The organism is Lactobacillus sp. 23-2 (genome assembly GCF_044902225.1).
In the GTDB taxonomy this organism is placed as follows: Bacteria; Bacillota; Bacilli; order Lactobacillales; family Lactobacillaceae; genus Lactobacillus; species Lactobacillus absianus.
The window spans coordinates 187730-211199 of the sequence record NZ_JAOQBX010000001.1; the positions used below are offsets into that span (position 1 = coordinate 187730).

Annotated in this window: 18 protein-coding genes, 1 tRNA gene and 1 pseudogene; 1 reads left to right on the plus strand and 19 read right to left on the minus strand. The window is 52.9% G+C overall.

The features are described from left to right. Position 1: 1 nt before the first annotated feature. The 19 genes and pseudogenes from OCH80_RS00835 to OCH80_RS00925 all read right to left on the minus strand — a co-directional run bounded on the left by OCH80_RS00835 (position 2) and on the right by OCH80_RS00925 (position 23043). Positions 2–979, minus strand: coding sequence for a branched-chain amino acid ABC transporter permease (locus OCH80_RS00835; RefSeq protein ID WP_302187805.1), 978 nt, complete (start codon positions 977–979; stop codon positions 2–4). A 14-nt stretch (positions 980–993) separates the two neighbouring features. Continuing rightward, positions 994–1872, minus strand: a complete 879-nt coding sequence (locus OCH80_RS00840) for a branched-chain amino acid ABC transporter permease (RefSeq protein ID WP_154547750.1) — start codon at positions 1870–1872, stop codon at positions 994–996. 130 nt (positions 1873–2002) lie between these two features. Then, positions 2003–3199, minus strand: a complete 1197-nt coding sequence (locus OCH80_RS00845; RefSeq protein ID WP_404537142.1) for an ABC transporter substrate-binding protein — start codon at positions 3197–3199, stop codon at positions 2003–2005. Positions 3200–3795: 596 nt separating this feature from the next. Further along, positions 3796–5061 carry a phosphoribosylamine--glycine ligase gene (gene purD / locus OCH80_RS00850; protein ID WP_404537144.1) on the minus strand — a complete coding sequence of 422 codons (1266 nt, stop codon included), beginning with the start codon at positions 5059–5061 and terminating at the stop codon, positions 3796–3798. A 12-nt stretch (positions 5062–5073) separates the two neighbouring features. Next, positions 5074–6618: a bifunctional phosphoribosylaminoimidazolecarboxamide formyltransferase/IMP cyclohydrolase gene (gene purH, locus OCH80_RS00855; protein ID WP_404537172.1), complete on the minus strand. Its 1545-nt coding sequence runs from the start codon at positions 6616–6618 to the stop codon at positions 5074–5076. A gap of 45 nt (positions 6619–6663) precedes the next feature. Then, a pseudogene (gene purN / locus OCH80_RS00860) lies at positions 6664–7212 on the minus strand (phosphoribosylglycinamide formyltransferase); the annotation flags it as partial. A gap of 14 nt (positions 7213–7226) precedes the next feature. Next, complete coding sequence (purM, locus tag OCH80_RS00865) at positions 7227–8264, minus strand: phosphoribosylformylglycinamidine cyclo-ligase (RefSeq protein ID WP_302187808.1); 1038 nt, start codon at positions 8262–8264, stop codon at positions 7227–7229. 2 nt (positions 8265–8266) lie between these two features. Then, the gene (gene purF, locus OCH80_RS00870; RefSeq protein ID WP_404537146.1) at positions 8267–9751 is read right to left on the minus strand and encodes an amidophosphoribosyltransferase; all 1485 of its coding nucleotides are present in this window, start codon (positions 9749–9751) and stop codon (positions 8267–8269) included. Continuing rightward, positions 9727–11949, minus strand: a complete 2223-nt coding sequence (gene purL / locus OCH80_RS00875) for a phosphoribosylformylglycinamidine synthase subunit PurL (RefSeq protein WP_404537148.1) — start codon at positions 11947–11949, stop codon at positions 9727–9729. The genes purF and purL overlap by 25 nt, the downstream gene beginning before the upstream one ends. After that, positions 11949–12623: a phosphoribosylformylglycinamidine synthase subunit PurQ gene (purQ, locus tag OCH80_RS00880; RefSeq protein ID WP_404537149.1), complete on the minus strand. Its 675-nt coding sequence runs from the start codon at positions 12621–12623 to the stop codon at positions 11949–11951. Before purQ ends, purL begins: the two co-directional genes overlap by 1 nt. Beyond that, on the minus strand, positions 12623–12871 hold the full coding sequence (purS, locus tag OCH80_RS00885; protein WP_154547736.1) for a phosphoribosylformylglycinamidine synthase subunit PurS: 249 nt from the start codon (positions 12869–12871) through the stop codon (positions 12623–12625). The genes purQ and purS overlap by 1 nt, the downstream gene beginning before the upstream one ends. 5 nt (positions 12872–12876) lie before the next feature. Beyond that, positions 12877–13599, minus strand: coding sequence for a phosphoribosylaminoimidazolesuccinocarboxamide synthase (gene purC, locus OCH80_RS00890; protein WP_154547734.1), 723 nt, complete (start codon positions 13597–13599; stop codon positions 12877–12879). 272 nt (positions 13600–13871) lie between these two features. Next, on the minus strand, positions 13872–15167 hold the full coding sequence (purB, locus tag OCH80_RS00895) for an adenylosuccinate lyase (RefSeq protein WP_154547732.1): 1296 nt from the start codon (positions 15165–15167) through the stop codon (positions 13872–13874). A gap of 56 nt (positions 15168–15223) precedes the next feature. Beyond that, complete coding sequence (gene purK / locus OCH80_RS00900) at positions 15224–16348, minus strand: 5-(carboxyamino)imidazole ribonucleotide synthase (protein ID WP_404537150.1); 1125 nt, start codon at positions 16346–16348, stop codon at positions 15224–15226. Continuing rightward, positions 16338–16805: a 5-(carboxyamino)imidazole ribonucleotide mutase gene (gene purE, locus OCH80_RS00905; RefSeq protein ID WP_154547797.1), complete on the minus strand. Its 468-nt coding sequence runs from the start codon at positions 16803–16805 to the stop codon at positions 16338–16340. The genes purK and purE overlap by 11 nt, the downstream gene beginning before the upstream one ends. A 176-nt stretch (positions 16806–16981) precedes the next feature. Continuing rightward, complete coding sequence (locus OCH80_RS00910) at positions 16982–17239, minus strand: DUF2087 domain-containing protein (protein WP_206988414.1); 258 nt, start codon at positions 17237–17239, stop codon at positions 16982–16984. Between the two features lie 71 nt (positions 17240–17310). Next, the gene (locus OCH80_RS00915) at positions 17311–18885 is read right to left on the minus strand and encodes a hypothetical protein (protein ID WP_404537151.1); all 1575 of its coding nucleotides are present in this window, start codon (positions 18883–18885) and stop codon (positions 17311–17313) included. 42 nt (positions 18886–18927) lie between these two features. Next, a complete protein-coding gene (locus OCH80_RS00920) occupies positions 18928–20742 on the minus strand; it encodes a hypothetical protein (protein WP_404537152.1) in 1815 nt (604 codons plus the stop codon). Between the two features lie 162 nt (positions 20743–20904). Further along, a complete protein-coding gene (locus OCH80_RS00925; protein WP_404537153.1) occupies positions 20905–23043 on the minus strand; it encodes a DNA topoisomerase 3 in 2139 nt (712 codons plus the stop codon). A gap of 182 nt (positions 23044–23225) precedes the next feature. On the opposite strand from OCH80_RS00925, the gene OCH80_RS00930 reads away from it, so the two are divergent. Further along, positions 23226–23299 (plus strand) — tRNA-Arg (locus tag OCH80_RS00930). The last annotated feature ends 171 nt before the right edge of the window (positions 23300–23470 follow it).

Genomic DNA, 23470 nt, shown 5'->3' on the forward strand with positions numbered 1-23470 from the left:
CTTACTTGTCTTCTTCTTTTTGCACTTCGGCCATATCGCCGTCCTGCTTTCTGGTGAACAGGCGCTTGAATGAGAATTCCCACTTGCCGAATAGACCGCCTGGCTTGAAGATCATGATCGCGATCAAGGCGATAGCGTAGAAGACCATCCGCAGAACGCCCAAGCTTTGCAGAGCCGTGTCAAGGACGCCCAGCAGGATCGTAGCCACGAAAGTGCCAGTGATGCTGCCCAGACCACCAAGCACGGCGTAGATCAGAATCGTAATTGATTCCATGATCCCGAAGCTGGATGGCACGATGGTCTGCAGGTATGAAGCGTAAAGTGAGCCGGCGATGGCTGCCGTAGCGGCACCCAAGACAAAGGCCCCCAGCTTCCACTTAGTGGTGTTGACCCCCATGGCTTCAGCGGCAATTTCGTTTTCACGAATGGAGATGACTGCCCGCCCGTCGCGGCTGTGGATGAAGTTGACGGTCACGATCGTCGTCAAGCAGACGAAGATGTAGACCACGTCCCAGGTCGCGAACTGCGGAATGTTAAACAGACCAGCCGCGCCGTTGGTAATCTTCAGGTTGTTGATCACGATTCTGATGATTTCAGCCGCGCCCATCGTCGCGATGGCGAAGTAGTCGCCGTGCAGACGCAAGGTTGGAATCCCGACGATCAAAGCAACGATGATTGAAATGACGACGCCGACCACGATAGACAGGTAGAAGCCGCCAGCGGTGCTCATCGTCTGGGTCAAGATCCCAGTTGAGTAGGCACCCAGGGCCATAAAGCCCGCGTGGCCCAGGGAGAATTGCCCTGAAAAGCCGATAACCAGGTTCAAGCCGACCGCCAAAATAATGTTGATCCCGATGGTGACGAGCATGTTTTCAATAAAAGTATTGATCACGCCCGCCAGCATCAAAGAGTTGATCAGGTAGAAGCCCGCGACCATCACGAGCAGCCAGCAAAGATTGTATTTCCAATTCTTCTTCATCTGACTCACCCCTTCTAAACCTTTTCAACTTGCTTCTTGCCAAACAGACCGCCTGGCAGAACCAACAGAATCACAATCAAGACCAGGTAGACCGCGGCGTCTCTGAAGGCTGAGAAGCCCAGAGCCGTAACCCCGGTTTCCAAAAGCCCAATCAAGAAGCCACCAACGGCAGCCCCAGGGATGGACCCGATCCCGCCGAGGACGGCGGCAACGAAGGCCTTGATGCCTGGCGTCATCCCCATCAGGGGGTCAATTGAGTTGTAGTAGAGCCCGATCAAGACGCCGGCGGCCCCAGCCAAGGCTGAGCCGAGGGCAAAAGTGATCGAAACCGCGTGATTGATGTTGATCCCCATCAGGCTGGCCGCGTCGTAGTCAGTTGAGACTGACCGCATGGCCCGGCCGACTTTAGTGTAGTTGATGATCCACATCAAGCCGAACATCAAGATGATGGTCGTCACCAGAATGATCAGCTGAATGTTGGAAATGGTCACCCCGCCCAAGTCAAAGGCCTTGCGCTTGATTACCTGCGGGAAGTTGCGCGTGTCTGATGAGCAGAGGTAGGACATCCCGTTTTCCAGGAAGAAGGAAACCCCAATGGCCGTGATCAGGGCCGCGACGCGGGGCGCGTTTCTTAATGGCCGGTAGGCTACCGCCTCAATAATCACCCCGGCCAAGCCGCAGGCAATCATAGCAGTAATCAAGGCGGTGAAGAAACCGAAGTGCAGGTAGTTGATCGTGTAGTAGCCCCAGTAAGCGCCGAGCATGTACACGTCGCCGTGGGCAAAGTTCAGCAGCTTGGAAATGCCATACACAATCATGTATCCCAGCGCCAGCAAGGCATAAATGCTGCCGAGCGAGAGACCATTGATTAATTGCTGGAGAAAAGTTTGCAAAATTCAAAACCTCCTTGAATTGTCTGCGCTATGCTTCTAGAGCTTTTTATCCAATCGTCAATTTTCGAAAACAATTACAACAGTAAACCGAAATCAGTTAAAAATCAGTCATAAATTTGTCAATAAGCAATTACTTAACAGTGTAGGCCTTGGTTACGGCACCCTTTTCCATTTCTTCAACAACAACGGACTTTTGTGGGTTGTGCTTGGAGTCCATGGTGATGTTCCCGGTAACGCCCTTGAAGTTCTTCAGAGATGCCAGACCCTTTTGGACAGCGCTTGAGGAAACTTCGCCTTCCTTCTTGGCTGCTTCAACGACCATGTTGACTGAGTCGTATGCCAGTGAAGTAAAGGTTGCTGGTTCTTCGCCGTACTTAGCCTTGTAAGCCTTCATAAACTTCACGACTTGTGGTTCCTTAGACTTGGTTGAGAAGTGAGTCGTGTAGTAGATGTTTGAGGCGTTCTTCTTGCCAGCGATTTGGGCCAGCTTTGGTGAGCCCATACCGTCGGCACCAACCATTGGCACGCTGATCCCCATTTCGCGGGCTTGCTTGACAACCAGACCGATTTCAGTGTAGTAGCCTGGCAGGTAGATTGCGTCAGGCTTCTTGTTCTTAACCGTGGTCAGAGTTGAGTTGAAGTCCTTGTCACCAGCTTGGAAGTATTGGGTAGTTACAACCTTGCCGCCAAGCTTCTTGAATTCAGCTGAGAAGGACTTGGTTAAGCCAGTACCGTAGTCAGTTGAGTTGTCGGCAACGATCGCAACCTTGCGCTTCTTAAGCTTGTTGTACATGAATTCGGCAGCCTTCTTCCCTTGGTACGGGTCGATGAAGCAGGCACGGAAGGCATACTTTTGCGTTTGGCCAGACTTGGTTTGGGTAAAGGCAGCTGCAGTAGCTGAAGGACCAACCATTGGCACGCCGGCCTTGGTTAAGTTGGCGATTGAAGCCGTTGCGTAGGCAGTGGCGGCTGGACCAACTTGTGCCACGACCTTGTTGGAGTTGACCATTTGCGCGGCAACAGATGCGGCAGTTGAAGTGGATGACTTGTTGTCGGAAACGTAAAGCTTGATCTTATAAGTCTTGCCGCCGATCTTCACGCCACCCTTCTTGTTGATTTCGTCGGCTGCTAAAGTGGCACCCTTCTTTTCTTGCTGGCCGTAGCTGCCGGCAGCACCGGAAAGTTCCAGGTTAAGGCCGATGCGGAACTTGTTGTCGCTGGTCTTGTTCCCGCCGTTAGAAGCGGTCTTGGCAGTGGCACAGCCAGTCAGTGCGGCAGCTGACATCATCGTAGCAGCAGTTAATCCAAACATTTTCTTAAAATTCATGGTAGATTCCCCTCTCAGTACAACATGATAATTTTTCTGATTGTCTTAGTTTAAAATTAAAAAGTCTTCACTCAGCCTTGAGTGAAGACTCATCAAATTCCCTCTTGAGCTCACTCACAGACTTGCTAAAGAAGAGCTCGGGCGACTCCGGGCTCTAGCCAATAATTTGCAAGCGAGCTATGACATTCGCTGAGAACATCATTGCATTATTCCTTTGTTGACACATTTGCTTTTCCATGATTTTCTCAGCTCCTTTTAATCTTAAGTTGTTTATATTCTATGTAATCTCCGGGGGATTGTCAACGGTTTTTATTATTTTTCTCTCATTTTTGTTTTTAATCAACCTTTTGCTTGTACTCGCTTTATGTGCTTCGACCAGAGTCTAACTTAAATGTTGCTTTAGCTAATTTTATCTTCAAAAAATTAAAAAATACCGGACGATTCTCATAATCAACAGATGATAATAAGTAAAAAATAAGAGAACCGCCTGCGCGGTCCTCTCATAAGTGTCGATATTAATTGATTTGGAGTGTGTCTGTTAGTTGATAAAGTTGGTAATTGTCTTGATTATCGATGAAAAAATAGATAAAGATGGCTTAATAGGTCTTGCCAGTTGCTCTAGCGCCAATGTCGCGGCGGTAGAAGCATTCTGGCTCATCAAGCTTGGCCAGGTAGTCGTAGACGTGCTTTTGGGCAGCGTCCAAGCTGGCAGCTTCAGCACGGACCATCAAGATCCGGCCGCCATTGCCCTTCAGGTCAGTCAGAGGGCCCTTGACGTTGGCATAGTCGATGGCAATCCCGTCTTCAGCCGGCAAGGTTCCCAGCGCCTGGCCCTTGACCGGGTTCTTTGGGTAGCCCTTGGCGGCCAGAATGACGCCCAGGATGGCCAGGTCATTTTCCTTGACCTCTGGCATTTCCTCATCGTTGACGTTGGCATCGATCAATTCGGCAAAGTCAGTGGCCAGGCGGGGCAAAACGACTTCAGTTTCAGGGTCGCCCAGACGAACGTTGTATTCGATCATCTTTGGCCCCTTCTCAGTCATCATCAAGCCCAGGTACAAGACCCCATGGTAGTTGTAGCCGCCCTTTTCCAAGCCTTTGGCGGCCGGCTTGACCAGTTCATCAATGATGGCTGCTCTTTGCTCAGCCGTCAATTGCGGGACTGGGCTGTAAGAGCCCATGCCGCCAGTATTTGGTCCCTTGTCGCCGTCATAGGCCCGCTTGTGGTCTTGGGCGACTGGCAGCAGACGATATTCGCCATTTTGCATGACGGCGAAGACTGAGTATTCCGGACCGGTCAAGAATTCTTCCAGAACGACCCGCTTTTGCCCGTTGTCGAACATCCAGCGCAGGGTTTCCTTGGCCGTTGACTCGTCTTCCGCGATTACGACCCCCTTGCCGCCGGCCAGGCCGTCTTCCTTGAGGACGACCGGCAGGCCAAAGTCGCTCAAAGCCGCGATGGCGCTGTCGGCGTCTTCGTAGCTTTCATAGCGTGGGTGCGGCACGTCGTACCTTTCCATGAACTTCAGGGCATAGTCCTTGGACCCTTCCAATTGCGCGGCCCGCGCGTTTGGCCCGAAGATCTTCAAGCCAAAGGCCTGGAAATAGTCGACAATGCCGGCCACCAGGGCATCTTCTGGGCCGACAAAGGTCCAAGCCACCTGGTGGGCAATCGCAAAGTCCTTCAAGCCCTTGAAGTCGTCTTCAGGAATGTCCACGGCCTCTACGCCGATGCTTGCCAAGCCGCTATTGCCAGGTGCCACGTAGACTTTGGCAACGTGCGGACTCTTCTTCAAGGCCCGGGCCACCGCGAATTCGCGGCCGCCTGACCCAACGACTAAAATGTTTAAATTATCTTTCATGATGCTTGCCTTTTAGTGTCTAAAGTGACGCACGCCAGTGAAGACCATGGCAATGCCGTACTTGTTGGCCATGTCGATTGATTCTTGGTCGCGCACAGAGCCACCAGGCTGCACGATAGCCTTGATGCCATGCTTGCCAGCGTATTCAACGCAGTCGCTGAATGGGAAGAAGGCGTCAGAAGCAATGACTGCCCGCTCGTCAAGGGCATCGCCAGCGTGGTCGATGGCAATCTTTTCAGAGTCGATCCGGTTTGGCTGTCCTTCACCAACGCCCAGGGTCCGTTCGTCGTTGGCAACGACGATCGCGTTTGACTTGGCGTGCTTGACTGCTTTCCAGGCAAACATCAAAGACTTGAGCTGGTCTTCGGTTGGCTTGACGGCAGTTACGCATTCCCAGTCGCTGGCATCTTCGGCCAGAACGTCTTGGTCCTGCATCAAGAGACCGCCCATGACTGAAACGGTTTCGTGGCGGGTTGGCTCATCCTTCTTGGAGAAGTCCAACTTCAGGATCCGCATGTTCTTCTTCTTGGTCTTCAAGGCTTCCAGAGCGTCTTCATCGTAGTCTGGCGCAATGATGATTTCCAGGAAGATCTTGTGCATCTTCTTGGCCGTTGCCAGGTCAACCTTCCGGTTCAAGGCAATGACGCCGCCGAAGATAGAGACTGAGTCAGCCTCGTAGGCTCTGTCCCAAGCTTCTTCCAAAGTGTCCCCTTGGCCAATGCCGCATGGGTTCATGTGCTTCATGGCTACAACGGTTGGCTTGTCGGCAAATTCGCGGATGCAGCGCAGGGCTTCATCAGCGTCCTTGATGTTGTTGTAGGACAATTTCTTCCCGTTCAGCTGCTCAGCTTCCAGGATTGAGTAGCTCTTTGGCAGGGCGTCTTCGTAGAGCCAAGCCTTTTGGTGACCGTTTTCCCCATAGCGCATGGTTTCCTTCAGGTCGTAGGTCAAAGTCAGCTTTTCAGGTGCTTCCACGCCGACTTGCTTTGACAGGTATTGGGAAATCAAGGCGTCGTATGAAGCCGTCAGACGGAAGGCCTTGGCTGCCAGCTCAGCTCTGGTTTCCAGAGTGGTTGCGCCATTTTCCTTGATTTCTTCCAGCACCTTGTCGTAGTCAGCCTTGTCGGTCACGATGGTGACGTCGCGGTAGTTCTTGGCAGCTGAGCGGACCATGCTCGGGCCGCCGATGTCAATGTTTTCGATGGCGTCAGCCAGGGTTACGTCCGGCTTTTCAATCGTCTGCTTGAATGGGTACAGGTTGACGCAGACCAGGTCGATTGGCGTAATGTGGTGCTTCTTCAAGGTTTCCACGTGGCTTGGCAACTCGCGGCGGGCCAGGAGGCCACCGTGGATGTAAGGGTTCAGGGTCTTGACGCGACCGTCAAGAATTTCCGGGAAGCCAGTAACGTCTTCAACGGAAATCGTCTTTACGCCAGCTTCGTCAAGAACCTTCTTGGTGCCGCCGGTTGAGACGATTTCAAAGCCGTTTTCTTCCAGCCCCTTGACAAAGGGTACCAAGTTGCTCTTATCTGATACGCTTACCAATGCACGCTTCATTTGTTTATTGGACTCCTTTATTTCTGCTTCAAACTTAGTCAATACATCCTTGAGGGCAGCTGGATAGAGCTCGTGCTCACAAGCATGCAGCCGCGCCTCAAAGGTTTCTTCAGTGTCGTCATCCTTGATTGGCACGTGCTTTTGCGCGATGACCGGACCATCGTCCAGGCCAGCATCAATATAGTGCACGGTTACGCCTGAACGCTCAGAGCGATCTGCAAAGGACCGTTCGATCGCGTGCAGACCTGGATAGTCCGGCAGCATGGCTGGGTGCAGGTTGACGATGCGCCCTTCATAATCATTCAAAATCGTTGGCCCGATGACCCGCATGTAGCCGGCCATGGCAATAAAATCGATCCGGTATTCATGAAGCACCTGGAGGATCTTCTCCTCATATGCCTGCTTGCCGCCACAAGACTTGACCGTAAAGGTCACGACTGGAGTGTTGAACTTCTCAGCCCGCTTGATCACGGGAGCGTCTGGATGGTCGCAGAAGAGCAAGGCCAGCTCGCCTGGCAGGTCGCCAGACTGAAAGCGTTCGGCCAGGGCTTCATAATTGGTACCGTTGCCTGATGCAAAAATCGCTACTCTCATTGTTCTTTTCTTACCTATTTGATAACTACTTTTTCAGAACCTTCAGCCCGCTTTTGCAGCTGGCCAACTTCAAAGACCTTTTCGCCCTTGGCGGCCAGGGCCTGCTTGGCTGCTTCCTTTTGCTCAGCTGGCACGGCCAGGATCATGCCCAGGCCCATGTTGAAGGTTTGCCAGCAGTCTTCCAGAGACAGGCCGCCAATTTCTTGCAGATACTTGAAGACGTCTGGGACCTCCCAAGTGCCTGCATGAATTTCTGCCTGCAGGTCGTCAGTAAACATCCGCGGGACGTTTTCAATCAAGCCGCCCCCGGTAATGTGGGCCACGCCGTGTACCAGCCCCTGCTTAATGGCTGGCAGAACGGACTTGATGTAGATTCTGGTTGGGGCCAGCAAGGCTTCGCCAACGGTCTTGCCGTTAAGGGCGGCTGGCTGGTCGGTCAATTTGACCGCGTGGTCCTTAAAGAGGATCTTGCGCACCAAGGAGAAACCGTTGGAGTGAACGCCAGTTGAAGCCAATCCCAGCAGGACGTCGCCGGCTTGCGGAGTCGACTGGCTGAGCAGGCGGTCTTTTTCCGCCACGCCGACCGTAAAGCCGGCCAGGTCGTACTCATCAGCGGCATACATGTCAGGCATTTCCGCGGTTTCCCCGCCGATCAGGCTGCAGCCTGCCTGCCGGCAGCCTTCCGCCACGCCGGAAACGACTTCAGCCAAGAGGGCTGGGTCGTTGTGGCCACAAGCAATGTAGTCCAGGAAGAAAAGCGGTTCTGCCCCTTGGGCCAGGACGTCGTTGACGCACATGGCGACGACGTCGATCCCGACCGTATCGTTCTTGCCCATCTTTTGCGCGATCATCAGCTTGGTACCGACCCCATCAGTCCCGGAAACCAGAACTGGGTGCTGGTAGCCCAATGAATCCAGGTCAAAGAGGCCGCCAAAGCCACCAATATTCCCGACATAGCCAGGCCGCTTGGTCGAAGCAACCGCGCCCTTGATCCGGCGCACCAATTCATAACCCGCGTTGACGTCAACGCCAGCATCTTTGTAACGATTCACGATTATTCACCTTTGCTTTGTCTTTGCTTCTTCAAGACTTCTTCAACTGGCACGACGTGCAACGGAGCCTTGATTTGATCTTCGTAGTCATATAAAGGAGTCGGGTACTTGCCGTCGAAGTAGGCCACGGTCAAGCCGCCATTTGGCGCGTCGCCCGCATCAGGGATATTGATGGCCTTGATCAGGCTTGGAATGGACAAGAAGCCCAAGCTTTCGGCGCCTATGATCCGCCGCATGTCTTCAACGCTGTACTTGGCCGCCATCAGGTCCTGACGCTGTGAGATGTCGATCCCATAGAAGTGCGGGTACTTGAAAGGCGGTGAGGCAATCCGCATGTGCACGGACTTGGCCCCGGCTTCCTTCAGCATCTGCACGATCTGCCGAGAGGTGGTCCCGCGGACGATTGAGTCGTCAACGACTACCACGTTCTTGCCGGCAACCACCCCGCGGACGGCAGCCAGCTTCATCTTGACCCCGCGCTCACGCAGAGCTTGAGTTGGCTGAATGAAGGTTCTGGCGATGTACTGGGACTTGATCAAGCCCATTTCGTATGGCAGGCCAGCAGCTTCCGCATAGCCAGTCGCGGCTGACAGTGAGGAGTTTGGCACCCCGATGACCATGTCGGCATCCTTTGGCGCTGGCTGCTCTTTAGCCAGCAGCATCCCCATCCGCTTGCGGGCGGTGTGGATGTTGACCCCGTGCATGATTGAGTCAGGCCGGGCAAAATAGATGTATTCCATGGAGCAGACGGCCAGCTGGGTTTCGGTCGTGTAGCGGTCGATCTTCAGGCCATTCTTATTGATGATCAAAAGCTCGCCTGGCTGCACGTCACGGATCAGCTTGGCATGAACCGCGTCCAGGGCACATGATTCACTGGCTACCACGTATGCCCCGTTGTCCATTTGGCCTAAGACCAATGGCCGGAAGCCGTTCGGGTCCAAGGCCGCGTAAAGGGTGTCCTTAGTCATCAAAAGGAAGGCAAAGCCCCCCTTGACTTCGTTCAGGCTGGCCTTCAAGGCTTCAATGAACGGCATGCGGACCTTGCGTCTGATCAGGTGGATTAGAATTTCCGTGTCAGAGCTTGACTGGAAGACTGAGCCTGAGTCCTCCAAGCGCTTCTTCAAGGTCTTGGCATTGGTCAAGTTGCCGTTGTGGCAAAGCGCGATTTCGCCATCTTGGAAGTGGAACAGGAATGGCTGCACGTTGGCAAATGAGTCTGAGCCAGCGGTACCATAGCGCACGTGGCCGATGGCCATGTTCCCTTGCAAGAATTCCAAATCGGCTGGGTTTGAAAAGACTTCTGACAGAAGCCCCCGGTCACGGAACTGGCGCAGCTTGCTGCCATCGCTGGAAACGATGCCGGCGCCCTGCTGACCGCGGTGCTGCAAGGCATGCAGGCCAAAGTAGGTTACGTTGGCCGCGTCAGGCACGTTATAGACGCCAAATACGCCACATTCCTCGTTTAATCCTTTGATTTCATAAGGCATGGAACTGCCCCTCCCCAAATATCTTTCAGTTCAGCAACTGCCAATTCAGCAGTCTGATCTGCTAATTGAACCTTCAGCGTGCTGCCGCCGGTCGTACCAATCTTGACCGCGTCTTTGCCCAAAGCCTTGGCAAATTCGGCTTCGTCTGCTGGACGCACGCTGACGAGCAGGCGGCCTGGAGTTTCGCTGAAGAATTCAGCGCTGGTCAAGTCGCTCTTGATTTCGGCCCCGATGTCATGGCCAAATGAGCTTTCAGCCAAAGTTGCGGCCAAGCCGCCTTCACTGAGGTCGTGGGCGCTGGCTACGCGGCCAGCTTCCATTTCCGCCAGAAGCTTTTGCTGGTAAGCGTGGATGTGGTCCAGGTCCAAATCATTCAAAGTGCCGGAGATTTCGCCAGTCAGCATCTTTTGCAATTCCGAGCCAGCGTAGTCGTCCCCGGTCTGCCCAACCAAGTAGATGCTGTCGCCGGCTTCTTGGAAGGAGTCGCGCACGACGCGGTCAATGTTCTTGACCAGGCCGACCATCCCGATCATTGGCGTTGGGTAGATGGACTTTTCGTCAGTTTCGTTGTACAGGGAAACGTTGCCGGAAACGACTGGCGTTTCCAAGACTTCACAAGCCTTGGCAATCCCCATGACTGAGTGGTGGAGTTCCCAGAAGACTTCTGGCTCGTTAGGGTTCCCGTAGTTCAAGCAGTCAGTGATCGCCAGCGGTTCAGCCCCTGAAGCGATGATGTTGTCCGCTGCTTCAACGACGGCCCGCTTGCCGCCGATTTCTGGATCAAGGTAGATGAAGCGGCCATTGCCGTCAGTCGTCATGGCAATCCCCTTGTGGGTGCCGCGCACGCGCAAGACGCCGCTGTCTTCACCAGGCCCTACGACCGTGCAGGTTCTAACCATGGAGTCGTAGGTTTGGGTGAACATCTGCTTGGAAGCGACAGTGCTTTGGCCCATCATCTGCTTGTAGGCTGCAGCCAGGTTCTTGATTTCCGGTTGCCAGTTTTCAGCATTTTCAGCTTCGATCATGTGGGCTGGCTTGCTTTCTTCGCTTGGTTCTTCCAAAACGTCTTCAGTCAGGCTGGAAACCGGAATGTCGCAGACGACTTCGCCGTGGTGACGCAGTACGTAATTGTGGCCTTCAGTCACGCGGCCGATGACTACGGCGTCAAGGTCGTAGAAGTCAAAGATCTTCTTGACGTCTTCTTCATGCCCCTTCTTGACGCAGAGCAGCATTCTTTCCTGAGATTCGCTCAGCATGATTTCGTAGGCTGACATCCCTGGCTCACGCTGCGGTACCAAGTCCAGGTTCAGCTCCATGCCGGACTGGCCTTCGTTGGCCATTTCCGCGCTTGAGGAAACGATCCCGGCTGCCCCCATGTCCTGGATGCCGACCAGCCAGTCAGCGTGCTTTTGGGTCAATTCCAGGCAGGCTTCAAGCAGCAGCTTTTCCATGAACGGGTCGCCGACTTGCACGGCTGATCTTTGGCTTTCGTGTTCTGAGTCAAAGGAATGAGAAGCAAAGGTAGCCCCGTGAATCCCGTCACGGCCAGTCTTGGCGCCGACATACATCACGGCGTTGCCCAAGCCGGCAGCAATCCCCTTCTGCATGTCCTTGACGTCCAAAAGGCCGACGCTCATGGCGTTCATAACCGGGTTGCCCTTGTAGATGTCGTCGAAGGTCAATTCACCGCCGACGGTTGGGATCCCCATGCAGTTGCCGTAGCCGCCGATCCCAGCAACCGTCTCGTTCAAAAGCCAGCGGGTGTGGGCATCGTTCAGTTCACCAAAGTGCAGGGAGTCAAGGGTAGCTACCGGACGGGCACCCATTGAGAAGACGTCGCGGAGAATCCCGCCAACGCCAGTCGCTGCCCCTTCATAAGGCTCAACGGCAGTTGGGTGGTTGTGGCTTTCAGCCTTAAAGACCACGGCTTGGCCGTCGCCAATGTCAACGACCCCGGCCCCTTCACCAGGTCCTTGCAGGATGCGCTTGCCCTTGGTTGGGAAAAGGCGCAGGACTGGCTTGGACTTCTTGTAGGAGCAGTGCTCGCTCCACATTGCTGAGAACAAGCCGGTTTCAGTGTAGTTCGGCAGGCGGTGCAGCAGCTTTTCAGAAATGTAGTTGTATTCTTCTTCCGACAAGCTCCAATCAAGGTAAGGTTTCTTTTCTTTGATTTCTTCGGGAGTCATTTCCTGAGCCATTATGCTTTTACCTCCGCATGATCCAAAATTGACTTAAACAAACGCAAACCATCAGTATTGCCCAAAAGTGCTTCAACGGCTCTTTCAGGGTGAGGCATCATCCCCAAGACGTTGCCGCGCTTGTTGGTGATCCCGGCGATGTCGTGCAAGGAGCCGTTAGGGTTTTCCTTGGAGTAGCGGAAAACGACCTGGTGGTTGTCTTCCAGTTCCTTCAAAGTTGCTTCATCAGCGTAGAAGGAGCCATCAGCGTGGGCGATTGGCAGGTTGATCTTTTCGCCCTGCTGGTATTCGGAAGTAAAGATCGTGTCGTTGTTGACTACTTCCAGTTCAACGGTCTTGCAGATGAACTTCAAAGAGTCGTTTCTCTTCAAGGCGCCTGGCAAAAGGCCGGCTTCAGTCAGGATTTGGAAGCCGTTGCAGGTCCCAAAGACTGGCTTGCCTTCGTTGGCCATCTTGACGATGGCGGGCATGATGTTGGTAAAGCGGGCAATCGCGCCTGCTCTCAGATAGTCCCCGTAGGAGAAGCCGCCTGGCAGCATTACGGCATCAAAGCCGTCCAGGCTGCTTTCCTTTGAAGGAACGTATTCGACGTCGGCGCCGCAAACCGTGTGCAGAGCCTCGTAGAGGTCGATGTCACAGTTTGAGCCGGGGAATTGAATGACTGCAAACTTCATTATTTTTCCTCCAGAACCTTGTAGGTGTAAGTTTCCATGTTGAAGTTGACCAGCAGCTCTTCTGAGATTTCCTTAACGGATTCTTCAACTGCCTTCTTGCTTGGGTCGATCACTACGTCAAAGAACTTGCCGACCTTGACTGATTGAACTTCATCGTGGCCTAAGGAGTGAATTGAGTTGGTAATTGCTTCCCCTTGCGGGTCAAAAACGGATTGCTTGTAGGTAACGTAGATTCTTACAGTAGTCATGTTAATTAATCCTCCTTGGCCAATGCGTCTTGCAAGCGGGCCAAAACTCTTTCGTATACATCAACCAGGTTGCCGATTTGCCGGCGGTAAACGTCCTTGTCCATATGGTCCTTGGTCTTAAGGTCCCACAGGCGGCAGTTGTCAGGTGAGAATTCGTCAGCCAGAACGACTTCCCCGTTAGGCAGGGTCCCGAATTCAACCTTGAAGTCAACCAGTTCCATGCCGGCGTCAGCGAAGAGCTTGGTCAGCAGCTTGTTGACCTGGCGGCTGAGTTCCCACACTTGTTCGTGTTCTTCGTGAGTGATCAAGTGGAAGGCGATCGCGTCTGATTCGTTCATCAATGGGTCGTGGAGCTCATCGCTCTTCATGAAGAGCTCTTCAACCGGAGTGTCCAGCTTCTTGCCCTCTTCCTTGATGCCGTAGCGCTTGCAGAAGGAGCCAGCGGCCACGTTGCGGGTTACGACTTCCAGGTCGATCATCTTGACCTTCTTGACCAATTGTTCGTTTTTGGAAAGACGCTTGATGAAGTGGGTCTTCACGCCGTGCTTCATCAGGTATTCAAAAACCAGAGTGGAGATTTCCGCGTCAAGCTCACCCTTGTTCTTGAAGACATCGTGCTTGAGCCCGTCAAGGGCGGTCGTGTCGTCCTTGAACACTGCCCGCAGCACGTTCGGGTCATCAGTTGACCACATGTCCTTAGTCTTACCACTGTAAAGCAATTCTGCCATTTTTAGCCTCCGATAAGCAATTACTAAATACGAACTATAACAAACTAACAGGAACTACTATTCGTAATTTCTTCTTGGGTCTAGAATAACAATTTAATTTGTCCAGGTCAACACTAAAGCGAACGATTTTTAGTTATTTTGTAAAAATTAGTCGCTTTGTTTATAAGATATCCGGACAAGCATTAATTATTAAGAAAGACAAGCAATAAAAAGCGAACATAAAAGGAGCACCTCCAAATTGAGATGCTCCTTTTAGTTAGACAAGTTTTTCTTTATTCCAAACCAACGCGCTTGAAGATGTCGTCCACGTGGCGCAGGTGCCAGTGGTAGTCAAAGGCATCGTCAAGGTCCGCCTTGGTCAATTGCTTTTGAATGGTTGGGTCGGCTTCCAAGAGCGGCCGGAATGGAATTTGTTCAGCCCAGCACTTAGCGGTGTATGGCTGGATCAAGTCGTAGGCTGCTTCTCTGGACATGCCGGATTCAACCAGCTTGAGCAGGACGCGGCCAGAGTAGATCAAGCCCAGGGTCTTGTCCATGTTCTTCTTCATGGTTTCCGGGAAGACGTCAAGGTTCTTCAGAATCTTGCCCATCCGGTGAAGCATGTAGTCAAGGCCGATCGTGGTGTCTGGCAGGATGATTCTTTCCGCGCTTGAGTGGGAAATGTCGCGTTCATGCCACAAGGCCACGTCTTCATAGGCAGTAACCATGTGGCCGCGCAGGACGCGGGCCATCCCGCAGATGTTTTCAGAACCGATCGGGTTGCGCTTGTGCGGCATGGCTGATGAACCCTTTTGCCCCTTGGCGAAGTGCTCTTCGACCTCGTGGATTTCAGTTCTTTGCAGGGAACGGATTTCGGTCGCGATGTTTTCAATGGAAGTGGCGATCAAAGCCATGGCAGCCACGTATTCAGCGTGCAGGTCGCGCGGCAGCACCTGGGTTGAGATTTCCTGGGCGTGCAGGCCGAGCTTCTTGCAGACATAGGCTTCGACTTCCGGGTCAACTTCCGCGAAGGTCCCAACGGCCCCGGAGATCTTGCCGGCTTCAACGCCGCGGGCAGCATGTTCAAAGCGTTCTTGGTTGCGCTTCATTTCTGAGTACCAGCGGGCGAACTTCAGGCCAAAGGTAGTTGGCTCAGCGTGGATCCCGTGGGTGCGGCCCATGCAGACCGTGTCCTTGAATTCAAGGGCCCGCTTGGCCAGGATGTCGATAAAGTCCTGGATGTCCTGGCGGAGGATGTCGTTGGCTTGCTTCAATTGGTAGCCTTGCGCCGTGTCAACGACGTCAGTTGAAGTCAAGCCGTAGTGAACCCACTTCTTTTCATCCCCCAAAGACTCAGAAACCGTCCGCGTGAAGGCAATCACGTCGTGGTGGGTTACTGATTCGATCTCGTGGATGCGGTCAACGGAGAACTTAGCGTTCTTCTTGATCTTTTCCACGTCTTCGGCTGGAATGTGGCCCAGCTTTGACCAAGCTTCGTCGGCAGCAATTTCAACTGCCAGCCAGCATTCGTACTTCTTTTCTTCAGTCCAGATGGCACCCATTTCAGGTCTGGTGTAACGATCAATCATCTATTCTTCACCTTTTGCAATCAATTCAATAACAGTATTTTCAAACATAAATCCGCTTAGGCATCCCAGACTTTGGTGTCCTTGATCTCACGCAGAGTCTGGTCGATGTCGTCAGTCAGGATGGTGATGTGGCCCATCTTGCGGCCATAGCGGACTTCCGCCTTGCCATAGTCGTGGAAGGACCATTGGGGCTTTTCAGGAATCAGCTTGTGCACCCCGTCGACGTGCTGGCCCAAAACGTTGACCATCACTACTGGGGACAAGAGCTTGATCTTTGGCAGCGGCCAGTTGCAGATTGCCCGATTGTGGACGGCAAACTGGCTGAAGTTGCAGGCTTCAATTGAGTAGTGGCCAGAGTTGTGTGGCCGGGGAGCCAGTTCATTGATCAGGACCTGGTCGTCCTTGGTAATGAACATCTCAACGCCCAGAATCCCAACCAGCTTGATGGCCTTGGCAATCTTGACCGCGTCTTTCTGGGCCTGCTCCTGCACGGCTTCCGGCAGGCGGGCCGGAACGATGCTTTCATGCAGGATGTCGCCTTGGTTGATGTTCTCGCTGACCGGGAAGACCGTGACTTCCCCGTCGCTGTTTCGGCCAACCATGACGGAAGCTTCCGTCTTAAAGTCGACCAGCTTTTCCAGGATGCAGTCGCCAGTAGACAAAACGCCCGCGGTCTGGTCCAGGTCAGCCTCCTTTCTCAAGAAGACTTGTCCCTTGCCGTCATAGCCGCCTTCACAGGTCTTGAGCACGGCCGGCAGGCCCAGCTGCTCAACGGCAGCGGTCAATTCCTCCCGGTTCTTGACTGGCAAGAAGTCGGTCACCCGGCAACCCGCGCTTTGAATGAAGGTCTTCTCGCGGATCCGGTGCTTGGTGACGTAAAGCAGGTTGGTTCCCTGTGGAATGTAGACCTGGTCCTTGACGCTTTCAAGGGCCTTCAGGTCCACGTTCTCAAATTCATAGGTCAAGACGTCGCTGCGTCTGGCCAATTCGTGGATAGCATCGATGTCGCTGTATTCAGCAACGATCTGATCGTCAGCGGCTTGCGCGGCTGGACAGTCCGGGGTTGGGTCCAGGATGATAACCTTCATCCCGGTTGCCTTGGCGTCAAAAGTCAGCATCTGCCCTAATTGTCCGCCGCCAATAATGCCGATGGTCTGTCCTTGCTTGATCTTAATAGACAAGTTCTGCACTGCTTTCTTTGGCTTGGTCGTGCATTTCCTTGCGGTAGTCCACGATCTTCTGCTGGAGTTCTTTGTCTTCAAGGCCTAAGATCTGCATGGCCAAAAGCGCCGCGTTCTTAGCACCAGCAGGACCGATAGCGGTCGTTGCCACGGGGATGCCAGCCGGCATTTGCACGATTGACAGCAGGGAGTCCATCCCGCCCAGAGCACTGGTCTTGGCTGGGCAGCCGATTACTGGCAATGGCGTATTGGCGGCAATCATGCCTGGCAGGTGGGCCGCCCCGCCGGCACCGGCAATGATTACCTTCGTGCCATTTTCGGCCGCCTTCTGGGCAAAGGCGAACATTTCGTTTGGCATTCTGTGCGCTGAAATGACCTGCTTGTCGTAGTCAACCCCGAACTGGTCGAGCAGCTTGCAAGCTTCCTGCATATAGCCCCAGTCTGATTTGGAGCCCATGACAACACTGATTCTACTAGTCACGATAATTCCTCCTGTCTGCTTTTCTTTAGGATAACAGAAAACGCACCTTTTTAAAAGGGAAAGATGAACTATCCGTGCAAGTTTTCTTATGATCATTCGTTTTTAATTAAAAAGCCGTAAAAAAAGACCACCATGTGGTGGCCTAAAACTTATTATTCATCGTTATTATCAGCCCGCCAGTAATGCCGGCCATAAGGGTCCCGTTCCAAGCGGCCGGTGTCAACCAAGTAGCGGCGCAAAATCGCGTAGTCGTCATAGACTGCTGCTAAAACTTCATTGACTTCTTTTTCAGTATAGTCCCGGCCAAATTCAAAGCGGTCGATCAAAGCATCAAACAAGGCATCTTTTGCCTTTTGCTTGCGGGGAATGACCTGCAGGCGGCCATCCTTGAAAAATCCTGTAATATCCATTTAAATTTCCTCAACTTCCGCCTAGTGCATTTCAGTAAGAATATTTATTTTATAAAAGCCTGCTCTTGAAGCTACTTAGTCATGTTGGAGTCCAAGACTTCCGCCCGCTTGTTCATGGCTACATAAATCTTCGACTTGTAAGAAGCCAAGCCTTCAACCTCCCGCTTGGCATTAAAGTGATAGAAATTCTCCAGATTGCCTTTGGCAGAGATCTTGAATAGATAATCGTTAAAGGCAATGTAATAGCACTTGTGGGCAACATTGTAGGTAAAGCCCTGGACTTGGCTGGAGTTGGAAATCAAGTTTCCGCTGACGGCAGCCGTTTCTTTGGCTTGGAAACTGTTGCCTTTGCGGACAATCTTCCAAAATTCATACCGCTGCTTGGACTTATTGTGGAAAAGTGCTACCACGGTATTATCATCAATCACGTCAGCGTTCAGGAAGTAGCGGTTGTACTTCCGGCTCCCGTTGCTGACGGCAAAAGTCCAAATCCGGTTAACCTGCATGGTCTTTTTATCGATCTGCAGCAATTCATTTGACCGGGGCTTTTGGGCCCGGTTCCAGTTGGCCAGTTCATAAATATAGCGTGAAGTCGACCCTAATGATTGGCCATGACCCAGTTTGATATATGGACTGACCTTAATGTTGGCCGCGTAGCTCTTCCAAGTATAGAAATTCAGAGTCTGGGTGGGCATATACTGCAAAGCATAAGTCGGCACCTTGTTCAGATGATACAGAATAACGTGCCCTCTGGAATTATCAAGTGATGCCCTTGAGCCGCCATAGAAGTTGGTCGTCACCATGTCCTGCCCGTAGACATCCAATCCTTGAACATTGGTCCGGACATTGGTTTCCTCGCTGCCTGCCAAAAGGCTTAAACTGTTTGGCTCGTAGAACTTGGTAGTCAGCTTGGCCGCCTTCTTGCCTTTTTTGTCAGTTCCCCAGTAGGTATGCGGGAAAAACTGGGCACTGTAGCTGCCTCTGAAGGCCAATTCAATTGGAAACCATGTCTTGCCTACGTTGCCACCCTTGCCAGGCTTGACGCTGGCTTTGGTGATCCCTTCCTTGGCATTGCCGCGGACGGTGACTGGCACCTTCCCGTATGCTTTGCCATAGCGGTAGGTCACCAGCCAGTGGCCCGGCTTCTCTTCAGAGATCCGGTCAATTGATTTCTTGACCAAGCCGTTGTCAACCACGCTGCCGTGCTTGTCGGTCACATAGTTGATGGCGTCGTCGGTGTTAAAGCCGGCCGAATCAACATTATCGTTGACCAGACTGACGCTTTTGACCAAAGACATCTTGCTTCTGACAAAAGCCTTCTCATTGACATAGCCAACCCCGCGGCCGTCAATGTAGACATAGTAATAGCGCCGGCCATTGGCAGTCTTGTAGCTTTGCGACTGGACGTGGGCCAGCTTGAATTCTTTCGTGCTGGCCATTTTCCGGCCAAACTTCCAGACTTTCTTGCTCTTCCTGGTCTTCTTGCCTTTTTTCTGATTGACCTTGTTCAGGCTGGCATAAATTCCATAATTTTTCTTGCCATCGATAATTTTGGTTGACAGCTTTTCGCCCGCGGCGGCAACCGGCTGCTGGCCAGCCGTCAGCAAAAGGCCAGCAGCAAGCAAGGCGGTCTGGAAAAGCAGCATTCTCTTAAATTTTATTTTTATGCTCACCATCATCACGCTCAACTACCGGCCATTATGATCCAATTTCAGGGTTTCCGTCGGGTGGTTCAAGTTAAGGTAAAGCGAGCCCTTGTAGCTGCCCAGGCCCTCAAACTCCCGGTGGGTCGCGAACTTATAGTAGTTCATGACCTTGCCGGCTTGCGTAACGCCGGCCAGACCGGCCCCAACCTTGAAGAGATAGTCGTTAAAAGCAATATAGTAGACATCGTAGGCACTATTCCAGACAAATCCTTGGACTTCAGCGGAATTGCTGATCAAGTCGCTGGCTGTGGCCCCGACCTCCTTGGCCTTGAAGCTGTTGCCCGTTCGCGTGATCTTCCAGTATTCATAGCGGTGCTTGGAGGCATTATGGAAGAGCGCGATCAAGGTACTGTCGTCAATCACGTCCGCGTTAAGGAAAACCCGCGGGTACTTGGCCGACCCGTTCCAAACCTTGATCGTCCAGATCTTGTCCATTTGCATGGTCGCTTTGTTGACCCGGATCAGTTCCTGGGAGTTGGCCCAGTTTCCGGACCGGTTCCAGTTGGCCAAAACGTAGGCATACTTCTTGGTGCTCCCAATTGCCTGCCCATGGCCCAGTCGCATGTACGGACTCACCTTAACGTGCTTGACGTAATCCAGCCAGACGTCAAAGTCCAGCGTCGTGCTTGGCAGCTGCTGGTAGTCGTATTTGCGGCGATTTTTGTCGCTGATATTGGTCAGATCATAGCTGACCATGTGTCCCCGGGCTTCCTGGCTGTCAGCCTGCCCCAAGTCCAGGTTGCTGGTCACCAGGGTCTGGCCATAGACGTCAATCCCCTGCACGGCACTGCTTACCTTGTCCCCCAAGTTGCTTGAGCCTGGAGCGCTAAGGACGGCAGGATGATAGAAGATGGTGTAAATGTTGGCCGCCCGGTCCGTGCCATTCATGCTGCTTGCCCAGTAGCTGTGGCTGCTGGTGGCAGTTCTGGAAGAAGATGCTGCTGACGAGGATGACGCAGCTGCCCCGTCGCTGGCTGACCATGTCGTCAAGTTTGGCAAATCCGCGGCCGCTGGCTTGGCGTTTGCCGCGCTGACCCCTTCATTGGCATCCCCGCGCACCGTCAGCTTGCTGGTCCCCTTGGCCTTGCCATATTTGAAGGTCAAAGTGGCCGTTCCGGCCTTCTTGCTGGAAATGTAGCCCATATCAGAGATCTTCAGCTTGGCAGATTTGCAGCTGATCGCGACCCGATCATTGTCCACCAGGCTCCCATGCTTGTCAGTCACGTAGTTGATCGCATCCGCCGCATTAAAGCCGACCGTGTCAACTGGATTGTTGACCAGGCTGATCTGGGGCACGATCTTGGCCTTAGAAAGCGCGAAAGCTTTCTCATTGACATAGCCCACTGGCCGGCCATCGACGTAAATGAAGTAGTAGCGCTTGCCGTTTTTGACCTTGTATGAATTCGACTGAACATGCGCGTATTTGAAGTCAGCCGACATGGTCAGCGGCTTGCCAAACTTCCACTCTTTCTTCTTGACATTCTGATAAGCAGTCTTGGTCACCCACTTGTACTTGACTTGCTTGACCGTTTTATGCTTGGTCTTGCCCCGCTTCTTGTAAGCGACCCGCTTTTTGACCGTGTACTTTTGCTTCTTTCTGGTCTTTTTCTCAACTTTCTTGTTTACTTCTTTCAGCGTGAGCGACGAATAGACCCGATAATTCTTGTCGCCAATAATCTTGGTGGTCAGGTCCGTCTTCATGCTCTGGCTGAAATCCTTGCTGCTTGCTTGTGCCTGACTAGCCAGGCCGCCAACTAAGGCTGCGCTGGTCAGCAGTCCCAAGGCAAAACGTTTCATCAAATCCTCCCTTTCGTTTTAAATACAGTATGTAATTTAATTATCCCTAAGCCATCCGGCTTCAGCCGCCAGTCTTGGCAAACAGGCGTCTTTTTTACTTTACCACAATTTAGATTTATTATTTGCATTGTAACAAAAATGTTAAGACTGCCTTAATGCTTTTCAGTCAAAGGCCAAAGCCAGCTTGTCCCCCTCCAGCTGCAATTTGGCCGAATAGCGCTGGCCGGTCTTCTTGGAGACAAAGCCATCCAGCTTGTCGGTCTTGCCCTTGCTGGCCAAAGTTCGCACGATCCGCTTGCCCAGGCTCTTGCCCGCGAACTTCTTGGGCAGGGTGAAGCGACAGCCGGACTTGTAGTTGGAGCAGCCATAGAACTTGCCTTTGTCCATGATCTGCCCGGCCTTGCAGACCGGACAGACCGCAATGCCTTCAGCGGCCTGTTTTTCTGCCTTAGCCCGGTCAGCCAGCTGGGGATCAATGGCCAGCTTGTCTGGGACCTGCTGGATCATCTGGCTGATAAAGCGCTTGATCTGCTCCAGGAAGTTGTCCTGGCTCCGCTGGCCCTGGCCGATCTGCTTTAAGGCCTTTTCCCACTGGGCGGTCATCTGGGCACTGACCAACAATGGCTCTGCCTCAGCCGCCTTTGCCAGGATCTGCCCGCTTGGCGTGACGGTCAGCTGGTTCTTCTTCGCTTCCAAATAGCCCCGCTTTTTCAGGATGTCAATCGTTGAAGCTCTAGTCGCTTCTGTCCCGATCCCCTCCACGTCCTTCAGAATGGCCTGGGCCTCTTCATCATCCAAGGTCTTCCCCGCCGTCTTCATGGCCGTGATCAAAGTCCCTTCAGTAAACTTGGCCGGCGGCTTGGTCTCCTTCTGCTCTTCGCTTAAGCGAGCCGAGAGGACCTGGCCTTCAGCCAGCTGCGGCAAGCCGCCTGCCTTTTCCTTCCGCGTTTCCAAGACCTTCCAGCCCCGGTTGACGGTCACGTTGCCCGTAGCCTTAAAAAGAAGCTTGTCGACCCGGATCAGGGCCGTCGTCTTCTCGTATTCATAAGGCTTTAGAAACATTCCCAAAGTCCGGCAGAGCACCAGGTCGTAGACCTGTTGGTCCAGACGGGACATCTTGGCCAGGCGGGCCGGGGCCGGCGTGGTCCGGGTCGGAATGATGGCGTGGTGCTCTTGAACCTTGGTCGAGTTGACATAGCGCTTGTCCGGGCCGGCTGGCTTCAGCTGGTCTTTAGCTTCGCCATTGTCCAGCATGGCCAGGTACTTGTCCAGGTTCTGGGCCAAATAAGCGTACTCTTTGTCCGTAATATAGTTGCAGTCCGTGCGCGGGTAGCTTAAGAACTTGTTTTCATACAGGTTCTGCACGGCCTTCAAGGTCTGGCTGGCACTGGCACGAAAGCGCCGGTTGGCCTCGCTTTGCAGGCTGGATAAGGAGAACAGGCTGGGACTGGCCACCTGCTTGACTTCCTTCTTCAGCTTCTCAACGACCCCTTCCTGCTTGCCCAGTCCCATCCCCTTTTGCTCTAAGAATTGGTAGAGGCTGGCCGGCGTTTCAAAGCGCTGGTAGGGCTCCAGCTTGCCGGAAAACTTGTGCCGGCTGGCCCAAAAGTCTGCCGTCAGTTCGGTATAAGGCACCGGCTTAAAGTGGTCAATCTCCTCGTCGCGCTGGTAGACCATGTAAAGGGTTGGCGTCTGCACCCGGCCAATGGAATAAACGCCCTTGATTCCTTGCTTGCGCAGCTGCAGGGTAAACAAGGGGCTGCCGTTCATCCCGACCAGCCAGTCGCTGATCTGACGGGTTTGGGCTTCCTTGTAGCGGGTAAAGAAGTCCCAGCCGTTTCTAAGATTCTGGAAGCCTTCCCGAATGGCGCTCTTTTCCAAAGAGTTGATCCACAGGCGGTAAAGGCGTTTTTTCCGGGGATCGATCCCGCTTTGGCGCATGATAGACCAGGCAATATTCTCCCCCTCCCGGTCGCTGTCAGTCGCCACGACGATCGTGTCAGCCTTTTTCAGCAGGGAAGAAACGATCTTGAACTGCTTCTGCTTGTCCCGGGGGACGAAATATTTGTAGCTGTCAGGAAAAATTGGCAGGTACTTCATGGCCCAGCGCTTGTATTTCGGGTCATAGGCCTCGGGCATGGCCAATTCCACCAAGTGGCCAAAGCCATAAGTAATTACCGTGTCGCGCGGCAAGATCGGGTCTGCCACGTAGATCAGCCCTTCACCCTTTTTGGACTGGGCAAAGGCTTCGGCATACGCGCGGGCCTGGCTGGGCTTTTCCGCCAAAATCACTGTCGTCATCAACTTTCCTCCCTTGATCGAATCGCAAAACTACCTTAATATTCTAATCTTCGCCTGGTCATTTTCAAAGCCTTTAGTTCCGGATGCAGTCCGTTTTTTGAATTTTTCGCAAAAAATTCCCAAAAAAGTTTGACAGTCCGCGCTAGTTCACATATACTTAATATGTTGCGTCGGAGCATGACGGTTCGGTAGCTCAGCTGGATAGAGCAACGGTCTTCTAAACCGTGGGTCGTGAGTTCGAATCTCACCCGAATCATACCAAGACGCGTTAGGCCAGCAGGCATTTGCCTGCTGGCCTTTTTTCTGTCTTTACCACTCCATTTTCAGATAAGCAAAAAGCCTTGGAATCATCCAAGGCTTTTCGCCGCTTGACAAAGGCGGTCCTATTTGCTTGCATTTATAGGGTAAGTACATTAATTTTTGATGA